An 11,252-nucleotide genomic window follows, 5' to 3' on the forward strand; every position below is an offset into this window, starting at 1 on the left:
CGGGCTCCCTGCCCGGGGGCCTTTTTTATTCCCTCCCTTTTTTCTGATTGGGAGTTTCGTTTTCGGCATGGCAGCCTGATCTGATTTTTTTTAATTTTCCTTCAATATTATGCTATAATGTACAGTATGAAAAAACTCTATTTCCTTTTGCTTTTAGTAATGACATCAATTTTTTTTTCCTGCGCTTCTGTTCAGTCTGCAAACTTTCCGCCGGACGGAGTTTATTCCTACGACTTTGAGCATTATGTAGATTGCATTGAGGCTGTTTATATTTACAAAAGCTGCGGGATGGATGCATATCAGAATATGCAAAAAAAATCTTGGGGAAACGCTGTTTTGATGCAGGGCGGGCTTTTTGTGGAGCCTGAAACCGGGATTTTGATTTCGATTTCGCAGAAGGGTGCAATCTCAAGCCCGGAAAATCCTTCATTCAGCGGAACTTACAAAAAGAACGGCGATTTTTTCTTCCAGGGATATTATGAGGAGAATAATCAAATCAATAAAATTTCAGTAAGCGGAAAGCTTTTGTTTTCTGACAAAAAAGACCGCGCATCATCCTCTTACGACGGTGATTTTATTCTGACAGACAACGGAACCGCGCGAAAGCAGAAAGTGAAAATCGAGAATGGGCTGTATATTTGGGAATATGCTGAAAAACAGGACGATGACTTTGAAACCTGGCCTGTGATTGTGTCTGCGGACGGAGCAATTTCCTGCGGTTTTGAAATGACGGTTCAAAGCGGCATCAAAGGTTTTTCTGAAATGCTCGTTTCAAGTATATGCGAAACCATTGGCAGAGTCGGCAAAGACGGAACGATTGGACTAAAAACGCTCACAAGAAACTATGGAACAGGACAGTCTGGTGAAGACAGTGTTATTTCCTACAGCGGAATCCGCGGAACGGAGAATTTCAATCAGATTCAAAAAGCGAGGGCGGAAAATTCAAAAATCACCGAAAAGCTTATGAAATCAAAAGGCAGAATTCAAAATCCGAAGAAAGAAAATCCGCCTGAATGGTACTCTGATTTTATTCCCAACAATGAACGATTTCTTTATGGAACTGCCCGAAAAACGCACGATGATAAAGATACAGCCCTTAAAATCGCCGAGCTGACGGCAGTGAGTCAAATCAAATCTTATCTTGCTCAGAATGTGGCAAGCTATACCGAAGCCCAAAAATCAATGTCGCAGGGCAGCAGGGGCGCGTCCAGCTTTTTCAGCGCGATTGATTCATTCTCTTTTATAAATCTCCCTTATACTGTAGAAAACAGCGTTTATGACGAGAAAACAAAAACTGCATATATGGTGGTGAGACTTGAAAGAAGCGAAGGGGAAAAAGGACTGATGGACTTTGAGTGACAGTATGCGTTTAAGGTGAAAAGTTTGTATTGTGATTTCATAGCGATTCTGAGATTGAATCGATTGAGTGGAGAGCTTTACAGTGCCGATGTCAACAAAAAGATGGGAATTCTGTGTTTCTGGCTAGTCAGCCCCCCTGTATTTTATGTTGTCGAATTGGTCTTGTGGCTTAAATTGTTGCGGTGGTTATTGCCGTTTATTCTATAAGAGGCAAGTTTCAAAAATACGGAGGAAAGTTTTTCGCGTTTTAAGAAAGGCTATGTCTTGAAATAAAGTGGTAAATAAATTTGATGCTTGTCAAAAACGCACTATGTTAAATAATAGGGATTTTTGTTTGAATAGATAGTTTTACAGGGTAAAGCAGAAGAAACTTATAATATTTTAGAATAATCACTTTATTTCAGAGCATAACCTTAAGAAAAGAATTTCTTAGTCTGTGGTAAACTTGACAGTGCTTTAATATTTTTTTAATATACCTATCTATTGGAGGTTTTAAATTGAAACACTTTACAAAATGTGTTGCTGTTGTTTTTTCAGTGATATTATTTGCTTCATGCGGGACAACAAAGGAGACTGTAAAAGTTGTAACTGGTGCTTATGAGCGTTTGGACTGGCAGGGAAGAGCTACAGGCTCTGGAATTCCAGACTGGGTCGTGGCTGTTGGTGATAATAACAAGCGTGAAGTTGTAAAAAAACTTGACCTTGACGGTTATATGGTGTGGAGCTTTAATTCAAACGGAACGGATTTGGAATTTCTTCAAAACTGGACTGACAAGGTTGAACTTCAGAGCAATGTTGCGCAGTCTATAAGCTCTTCAATCGGACGTGCAACTGAAGCTTCTATGAAAGCTGAGCAGAGCATAGATGAAACCCAGAGGAACAAGGCTTTGAAGGATGTAACAACAGTTCTTTCAAATGTCCGCGTTAACGGGCTTGAGAAAATCGCTTCATACTGGATAAAGAGCCGTTCTTCAAATGTAAAAAATCCTAAGTCTGATTCTGACTATGAAACAAAGTATACTTATTATTCTGTTTGGGCGCTGAAGACTGATTTGTATGAAAAGCAGATTAATGCCGCAATGAAGGGTCTTTCAGAAAACACAGCAGAAGATCCTCTTCTCATGAAGCTTATCACTAGCTCCATTGAAAAGACTATTCTTAATGATGCCGATGCTGAAATATTGGCTTATGATGCAGATTAATTTTTAGGAGTTGATTTTAAAGTGAAAAATTTCTTTTGTGTTATTGCACTTGCATTTTCTATTTTTATGGTTTCATGCGGAACAACAAAGGTAGCTCGCGTTGATTCTGATGAAGTTATTGACTTGGATGGATACTGGAACGAAACAGATGTTCGTATTGTTTGCGATACTCTTATAAGCGAATGTGTGGCTTCTCCGAGAATTGCGAAGTTTGAAGGACAGCTGGGCCGCGCTCCTGTTGTTATAATTGATTCTATCAGAAATCAGAGCAGCGAGCATATCGATACTTCTATTGTTGAAAAGAAGTTTCAGACTGCCATAATCAATTCAGGTGTTCTGGAATTTGTTTCCAGCAGCATTGAAAGACAGGCTCTCAGGGAAGAAAAGGCAGACCAGGCTGATCATTCAAGCTATGACACAGCCAAGGAAATGGATCAGGAAACCGGCGCTGATTTTATGCTGAAGGGTTCTGTCAAGACTATTGTTCAGTCAGCTGATGGAAAAACAGTGAGAACATATTATGTTTATGCTGAACTGCATGACATCAAGACAAATAAAATTCTTTGGATGTCGGAGAATGACAGTATAAAGAAAGTTATAAAGCGTCAAAAGGCAAAGCTTTAATTCATGCGGAAGGATTTATGCCTTGATGTTCGGCATTGCAAAAAGGGTATAAATCCTGCTGCGATTTAAAAAGGGCTGTCGGAATATCTTGCATGAGCAGTATTTTTCGGTGTTTGCGCCGGGAAATATATTTTGCCATTGGATTTTTTCAGGCAGCCTTTTGGAGCGGAGATGTTTTAATGAAGAAAGTTTTTGCACTTCCTTTGCTTTTTTTATGTTTTTTTATACTTGGCTGTGCTTCCACTGAAATTGATGCAGAGGCTGAAAAATGTTTTAATGAAGGAAATTATTCAGCATGCATCTCTACGATTAAAAAATCTTTAAAGTCAAAAAATCCTCAGGTTGATAAAGCCCTTGATGTGGCGATTCTTAATCATTATTCAGGAAACTACAAGCAGTCCGCGGCGGAATTTAACCGCATTGACCGCCAGATTGAAGATGCCTACACAAAAAGCGTTTCAAAAATGGCTGGAGCTGCTTCTTTGAATGAAAATATTTCTGAATATAGCGGAAATATTTATGAATATATTCTGCTCAATGCTTTTAATGCTTTGAATTATTACAAAATCGGAGAATTCGACGAGGCTCTTGTTGAGATTAGAAGAATAGAAAATAAGCAGAAGGAATACATTTCAAAGTATGGCGAGCTTGCTCTTCAGGATTTGAATGAGGATTCGGATTCGCTGTCAGAGTCGGCAAAGCTCATGAATGTCGATTTGAGCGAAGTCTATGTTCACATGCCCAGAAAGCCCCGGGAATCTGACGTTTACAAGGATTCGGCGTTTGCCCACTATCTTGCGGCCTTGCTTTATATTCAGGATAGAAGCGGATCACCGGAGCTGCATGTCCGAGAGTACGAGGCTATAAACCGCGGTGTAAAGTGCGCGTCATTGCGTGAAGATCTGCGGATTCCTGATGGAATGGGAAGGCTTGATTTTGTTTCGCTTGCGGGAAGAATTATCAGCCGCAGGGAGTGCGCAATTTATTTTCCGAGCTTTGCGGCTAACGGAACGCCTGTGTTCTTGACATCTGTTACTATTTCAGGGATTACGATTCCAGCCTTTAGATTGAAATATGTGTTTCCATATATTGACGAGGATAAAAATGGGAATATTGTTCGCCCGGAAAATTCAATAAATTCAGTGAAGGTGACACTTTCAGACGGAACTTCTATCCATCTGGGGCTTATTGAATGGTTTGATGAGGCTGTTCAAAAAGATGTGGCTCTTAGGGCGCGGAGGGATTTTACAAGGAGTATATTCCGCAGCACCACAAAAAAAGCCGCCGCTGTTGCATCTGCCGCTGTCGCTATAAAGGCAACTCCTGAAGCTTTCAGGCCGATTACAGAAATTGCCGTTACCGCGTCCCTTGATGCTGTGGATCTTGCGGAAACTGCGGACGTGCGCCAGTGCCGCTATTTTCCGAGCTTTGCGGCCGGAGGAGGATTCACTTTAGCGCCGGGTGTTTATTCTGCAAAAGTTGAATATTTTGATGTAAATGAAAATCTTGTCGGAACAGAATCGTTTGAGAATTTGACCGTTTCTGCTGGGCGTCCGACACTTGTGGAGTCTATATGCGTAAAATAATCAGTGTTTTTTTGTTTGCCGTTTGCGCCGGAAATTTGTTCTGTGCATCTGCGCGTGAAAAAGAGCCGGAGTGGGTTTCAGCCCCGAAAAATATTTATTCAGCTGACCAGTATTTTTCTTATGTGGGAAAATCAAAGAACAGAGCACAGGCGGAGCTGCTTGCAGTTGAAGGAATTGCCGCTGTGTTTGAGCAGAAAATAAATTCCGCATCTACAGTATCTTCACGCATGGAAAAGGCCGGCAGCGAGGGAAAAGTCGCTGTTGCAAAAGTTCAGAATTTCAGCTCAAAAATAATGAGGAGCGTGGATGTTGACAGCCTTGTTGGTGTTGAGCTGAAGGAATTCTGGACTGACGGGGAAAAAAATGTATATGCCCTTGCTGTGCTTGATAAGCAGAAGGCAGCTGAGCTTTATTCAGGCATGATTCAGAAAAACAACGGAGAGATTTCAAAGCTTTTGAATGTTTCAACCGACGATGAGTTTTCTTTGGAGAATTATGCGCGCATAGATTTTGCCCGGGAAATTTCGTGCATCAATGAAAAGTATCTTTCCAGGCTTTCTGTTGTGGATTTCAGCAAGGCTTCTGAGCTGGAAAAGAAGACTGTATCTTCCGCAGAGATAAATTCCCGGCTTCTTGAGATTGCAAGGCAGATTCCTGTGTATGTTTATTTTAAAAATGATCCTGACGGGCGTGTTCAGGCCGGCTGTTCCCGTATACTAAGCTCGTTTGGCTTCAGAACTTCCCAGGATAAAAATGAGCGGTATTCTTTTACGGGAGATCTGGAATTTAAGCAGAATGTTCCCAAGGACAAAAGCTCTGTGCAGTGCAGATATTTTTTCAAGGCTGTTTTGAATGACTCTGCGTTTGAACAGAATCTTTTTGCGCTTTCGTTTGACGGACGGAGTGCCAGCAATACCTATGACAATGCCCTGGTTCGCGCCTTTTCTGCGATTGATTCCCGCGCTGAATCCGAGTTCAAAAAATTTCTACAGAATATTGCTGTTCATTATTGACAATATTTTCTTTTTTCTGTAGTATGTTCGTACATTCGTAATCGAATGCTCCCTTAGCTCAGTCGGTAGAGCAATGGACTGTTAATCCATGTGTCGCTGGTTCAAGCCCAGCAGGGGGCGCATAAAGGCAGCTTTACCGGCTGTCTTTTTTTTATTCCCTTTTAAAATCGCCGGGGTAAAACATTCAGTAGCCCCGGGGTTTTCCTTATTCTTGCGCGGAATTTGTTTTTTTCAGGAAATTTTAGTATATTTGTAGGCAACTTAAAATCATAAAATATAAAAAGTCCTTTAGGCAAAGTTCTGGCCGCGGGCTGTTTTTTCCTAGGGGCTTTGGAGCAAATCATGGCAAAGTATCAGTTTCAGACAGAAGTTAATCAGCTTTTAAAGCTTATTATCCATTCAATGTATTCAAACAAGGATATTTTTCTTCGGGAGATTGTTTCAAATGCTTCTGATGCGCTTGACAAATTGAAGTATCTTACTGTTTCGGATGAAAAGTACAAGGATGTTGTTTTTACACCGCGCATAGATATTTCGTTCGATGAAAATAAAAAGCTGCTTTCTGTTCAGGATTCTGGAATCGGAATGAACGAGGAGGATCTTTCGAATAACCTTGGAACAATTGCGCGCTCCGGAACAAAGGCTTTTATCGATATGCTTTCACAGAGCGGAAAGGGAAATTCTGATCTTATAGGACAGTTCGGCGTTGGTTTTTACAGCGCATTTATGGCAGCAAGCAGAATCGATGTTTACACTAGAAAGGCAGCCGGAGATGGAAAAGTTCTGCGCTGGTCAAGTGACGGAACAAATTCCTATGAGGTTGATGAGCTTACAGAGAAAAACGAGGCTTACTGTCTTTACGGATTCGACAAGCCTGAAACTGTTGGCTCCGTCATTGAAATTCATTTAAACGATGATTCCAAGGACTATGCTTCAAGATGGAAAATCGATGAGCTTATAAAGAAATATTCGAATCATATCGCATTTCCTATTTATCTTCACTACACGCAGACAAAGTACAACAAGGACGGAAAGGCTGACGGCTCTGAAAATAAAGTGGAGCAGGTGAATTCGGCCAGTGCGCTTTGGAAGAGGAATAAAAGCGAGCTTAAAAAAGAAGATTACAATGATTTTTATAAGACAATCAGCCACGACGGTTCAGATCCGCTGATGTATGTCCACACTCATGCCGAGGGCACACAGGAATACACAACGCTTTTCTTTGTTCCGCGCACGGCTCCGTTTGACATGTATCAGGCTGACTACAAGAGCGGTGTCAAGCTTTATGTGAAGCGTGTTTTTATAACTGACGATGACCGTGAGCTTTTGCCGTCTTATCTGCGCTTTGTCCGCGGTATCATTGATTCTGAGGATTTGCCGCTGAATGTGAGCCGTGAAATTCTTCAGCAGAACAGAATTCTTGAGACTATAAAAACACAGTCTGTAAAAAAGCTTTTGGGCGAATTCAAAAAACTCGGTGAGGAGGCAAAGAAGCTTGAAGGCAAGGCTGAGCTTTCAGATGCGGAAAAGGAAACACTCGAAAAGTGGCACGATTTTGTAAAATCCTACAACCGCCCTATGAAGGAAGGCCTTTACTCTGATTTTGCAAACCGCGATGAAATTGCCGAGATACTTCGCTTCAAGTCAACAGCGGATGAGGGAAACGGAGAAAACAAGTGGACAAGCTTTGCGGATTATGTTCAGCGCATGAAGCCGGAACAGAAGGCGATTTATTATATAAGCGGAAGCGATGAGAAAAACCTGCGCTCTTCGCCTTTGCTTGAGGCATATAAAAAGAAAGGCTTTGAAGTTCTTATCATGGCGGATGATATTGATGACATTGTGATTCCAGCCTACGGAAAATACAAGGATTTTGATCTGAAGGCTGTGAACCGCGCAGGCAGCGATGATGAGCTTGGAGTCGACAAGGACGAAGCCAAGAAAAAGGAAGAGGCATTCAAGCCTGTTCAGGAGAAAATAAAAAAAGCTCTTGAAGGCCGTGTAAAGGATGTTGTTCTTTCCAAGCGTCTTTCTGACAGCCCGAGCTGCATTGTTGTGGACGAAAACGATCCTAGCCTCCAGATGGAGCGCATGATGAAAGCCATGGGACAGGGCGGCGGAGATTTTGTAAAGCCGATTCTTGAGATAAATGCGGATCATGCTATTGTAAAGAAGCTTGAGGGAAATGTTGATGACGGCTTTGTAAAGAATATCAGCGAGGTTCTTCTTGACCAGGCTTTGCTTATAAGCGGCGCAGAATTGAAAGATCCTGCTGAATTTGTAAAGTCGCTGAATGTCCTGCTTTCTAACTAGGAGGCGTTCAAAATCCGGGGTCTGGCAAAGTGCCGGTTGACACTTGAAGCGTTCAATCTTCACTTTGCCCGGCAGAGAACCGGAGCTTTCGGGAACCTCTGAAAATTCCCTGAAAATGAATTTTGGGAGGTTCCTGCGGATTCAAATTCATTTGAAAATCCGTTGTAACAAAAAAAGAGTATTTTTATTTTTATAGTATGGAAAAAATTGAAACTTCTGATGGGTATATAGTGGAGCATGAGAGTGACCATTTAAGGGGAAAGGAGCTTTCTAAAATTTCTTCTCTGAATGAAATCACTTCAATGAATCCGAATGATTTTATCAAGATGGCTTTTGAATTCCAGAACCTGATGATGGTTTACGAAAGCGCGATAAAACAGGTTGTTACCAAGCTTGAGATTCTGAATAAAGAGTATAAAACCAGCGGCAGAAGAAATCCGATTGAAACAATAAAGTCCAGGATAAAATCCCCTGAAAGCATTGCTGAAAAACTTAACAAGCGCAATCTTCCGTTCACCTTTCAATCTATGACAGAAAATCTTACAGATGTTGCGGGCGTGCGTGTGATTTGTCCGTATATTTCCGACATTTATACAATACGGGATATTCTGCTGAAGCAGCCGGACATAAAGCTTGTAAAGGAAAAGGACTATATAAAAGAGCCGAAGAAGTCAGGTTACCGCAGTCTTCATCTTGTTGTTGAAACTGTTGTGTATCTTTCAAATACAGAGCATTGTGTTCCAGTTGAAATTCAGCTGCGCACAATAGCCATGGATTTCTGGGCAAGCCTTGAGCATGAACTCAGGTATAAAACTGAATCCCATATTCCGCCAGGAATCCGCCGGGAGCTTTTGAGGTGCGCGGAAACAATCGCAATGACAGACCGGGAAATGGAAGAGATTGCCATTGAGCTTCAGGCTTTGGACTGACAGGCGAATTCCCCAAACCCTTTTGCGTTTGCCCTAGAAAACTTTTTTTTTCTATTGTAGAATACCTGAAAAGCGCTTGTTGCAGCTGGGGCTGTTTTTAGCGGAAATGCCGCGCCCTTGATGCTCTGCGTTGAGGCTGTTGGCTGGACTGAAGTTTGCGTTGCAAGCTTTTTTATAAATTGCAGCTTTTTGCTTTGCTGTGAATTTGCTTAAAAAGTCAAACTGAAAATCAGCTTTTGGCTTTTTGCTGGAGATTTAATTGTCGGAATTACATGAGTCTGGAGAAGATTACCTTGAGGCTATTCTTAGGCTGAAACAGGAAAACGGACTTGCCAGGTCTGTTGACGTCGCAAAGTATCTGGGAGTTTCCAAGCCTAGTGTTAGCCGGGCAATGAGTATTCTCTGCGAAAACGGCTATATTACAACAGGACATATCGGTTCTCTTGAGTTGACTGAAAAGGGTCTGAAAAAGGCGGAGTCAGTGTATGCGCGGCATGTTCTTCTGACTGATTTTCTTGTGAAGATTACCGGAGTTGACAAAGCCCATGCGGAAAAAAACGCATGCAGAATTGAGCATGACATTGACGAAGATATAAAAGACGGAATTCAAAAGTGGATGGAGCAGAACAAGTAAAATGACAGAAACAAGCGAAAATCACGGAGCATTGACTGGAGATAACCATGCTGCCCTTTGGAGCGGCCGGTTTGCAGAGGGGCCTGATGCCGCGGCAGTTGAATTTGAAACTTCAATCCGTGTTGACGAAAGAATGGCTCTTGATGATATTCATGGCTCTATTGCCCATGCCCAGATGCTCGGCGAGCAGAAGATAATTCCAAAGCAGGAAGCGGCGGAGATTGTAAAAGGTCTGAAATCTATTGAGGCTGACTTGATTTCGGGCGCACTAAAAATAGACTACAGCGCAGAGGATATTCATTCTTTTGTGGAAGCGGTTTTGACCGACCGTATCGGGGAGCCTGGAAAAAAGCTTCATACTGGGCGCAGCCGCAATGACCAGATTGCACTGGATGAGCGGCTTTATTTGCGCCGTGTAATTCCATGTATTCAGAATGAAATTATAACTCTTGTAAAAACGCTTGCTGAAATAGCTTCTGCCAATAAAACATCCCTGCTGACAGGCTACACTCACATGCAGCATGCACAGCCGGGAACTTTGGCTCAGCATCTTTTGGCATGGGCCTTTATGCTTGTGCGTGACTGGGAGCGGCTGGAAGATTCCCTCGGGCGCATTCAGAAATCTCCGCTTGGCTCTGGGGCCTTGCAGGGAAGCACATTGCCGCTGAACCGCGAGTTTGCTGCAAAAAAACTTGGATTCACAGGTGTTACTGAAAATTCACTGGACACGGTTTCTGACAGGGACTATTGCATTGAATTTGTTTCTGATTTTTCTATTCTTCAAAGTCACTTGAGCCGTATGTGCGAGGAGATTGTCCTCTGGTCCACAACAGAATTTTCTTTTGTTGAGCTAAGCGAAAAATGGTCGACCGGCTCTTCGATTATGCCCCAGAAAAAAAATCCTGATTTTGCCGAGCTGATACGCGGAAGAACCGGAAAAGTTTACGGGGATTTGATAAATCTTCTTACAATGGTAAAAGGCCTTCCGCTTGCTTATGACCGCGATTTGCAGGAAGACAAGGAGCCGCTTTTTGATGCGCTGGACACAGTGGAGGCAAACCTCAAGGTTTTTACCGCGATGATTTCTTCTGCAAAGTGGAACAAGGAAAAGATGGCGGCAAGCTGCGAAGGAGGCTTTGCAAATGCCACGGATCTGGCAGAATATCTTGTGCGAAAAGGCATGCCGTTTAGAACAGCGCACGGAGTTTCTGCAAAGGCTGTTAGAATGGCGATTGATGCAGGGCTTTCAAAAATTGAAGATCTGTGTGTTGAGGAATTTAAGGAGTGTTCGCCTCTGATTGAGGAAGATGTCTACGAGATTCTTTCTCCCGAGGCCTGTGCTGAAAACCGCAAAACAACAGGCGCGCCTTCTTCGGTTTCAACATCAGAGCAGATAAAGAATATTCTTGCGTTTTGCAGGAAAAATAAGAAGAAGTAGGCTTCTGAAGGTATTTTTGCGGCGGTGTTTTTGCTCAATGGAGCTTAAAAAATAGTTTTTAGATTTCTAAAAGTTAAATTTAAACTTGGTGGTTTAAATAAGGAGGCATGATAAAAAGGTAAACGAACAAGCGGTAATGTGATACGCTGAAGTG

9 protein-coding genes and 1 tRNA gene are annotated in these 11,252 nt (G+C 42.3%); all 10 read left to right on the forward strand.

Annotated features, from left to right (window positions below; genetic code table 11):
• The first annotated feature begins 126 nt into the window (after positions 1-126).
• The 10 genes from ACI4L0_RS09860 (at position 127) to argH (ending at position 11,098) form a co-directional block, all read left to right on the forward strand.
• Positions 127-1,359 (forward strand): hypothetical protein, encoded by a 1,233-nt coding sequence (locus tag ACI4L0_RS09860; protein WP_439800003.1) that lies wholly within the window; start codon positions 127-129, stop codon positions 1,357-1,359.
• 497 nt (positions 1,360-1,856) lie between these two features.
• A complete protein-coding gene (locus ACI4L0_RS09865; RefSeq protein ID WP_439800004.1) occupies positions 1,857-2,561 on the forward strand; it encodes a hypothetical protein in 705 nt (234 codons plus the stop codon).
• A 21-nt stretch (positions 2,562-2,582) separates the two neighbouring features.
• On the forward strand, positions 2,583-3,185 hold the full coding sequence (locus ACI4L0_RS09870; protein ID WP_439800005.1) for a penicillin-binding protein activator LpoB: 603 nt from the start codon (positions 2,583-2,585) through the stop codon (positions 3,183-3,185).
• 179 nt (positions 3,186-3,364) lie between these two features.
• Positions 3,365-4,771, forward strand: coding sequence for a hypothetical protein (locus ACI4L0_RS09875; protein WP_439800006.1), 1,407 nt, complete (start codon positions 3,365-3,367; stop codon positions 4,769-4,771).
• On the forward strand, positions 4,759-5,784 hold the full coding sequence (locus ACI4L0_RS09880) for a hypothetical protein (RefSeq protein ID WP_439800007.1): 1,026 nt from the start codon (positions 4,759-4,761) through the stop codon (positions 5,782-5,784). The genes ACI4L0_RS09875 and ACI4L0_RS09880 overlap by 13 nt, the downstream gene beginning before the upstream one ends.
• Positions 5,785-5,831: 47 nt before the next feature.
• Positions 5,832-5,904, forward strand: a tRNA-Asn gene (locus ACI4L0_RS09885).
• Between the two features lie 222 nt (positions 5,905-6,126).
• Positions 6,127-8,097: a molecular chaperone HtpG gene (htpG, locus tag ACI4L0_RS09890; RefSeq protein ID WP_439800008.1), complete on the forward strand. Its 1,971-nt coding sequence runs from the start codon at positions 6,127-6,129 to the stop codon at positions 8,095-8,097.
• 197 nt (positions 8,098-8,294) lie between these two features.
• On the forward strand, positions 8,295-9,026 hold the full coding sequence (locus ACI4L0_RS09895; RefSeq protein WP_439800009.1) for a GTP pyrophosphokinase: 732 nt from the start codon (positions 8,295-8,297) through the stop codon (positions 9,024-9,026).
• Between the two features lie 259 nt (positions 9,027-9,285).
• Positions 9,286-9,660, forward strand: coding sequence for a metal-dependent transcriptional regulator (locus ACI4L0_RS09900; protein ID WP_439800010.1), 375 nt, complete (start codon positions 9,286-9,288; stop codon positions 9,658-9,660).
• A 1-nt stretch (position 9,661) separates the two neighbouring features.
• The gene (gene argH / locus ACI4L0_RS09905) at positions 9,662-11,098 is read left to right on the forward strand and encodes an argininosuccinate lyase (RefSeq protein WP_439800011.1); all 1,437 of its coding nucleotides are present in this window, start codon (positions 9,662-9,664) and stop codon (positions 11,096-11,098) included.
• Positions 11,099-11,252: the final 154 nt, after the last annotated feature.

This window comes from Treponema sp., assembly GCF_051883275.1.
Taxonomy (GTDB): Bacteria; Spirochaetota; Spirochaetia; order Treponematales; family Treponemataceae; genus Treponema_D.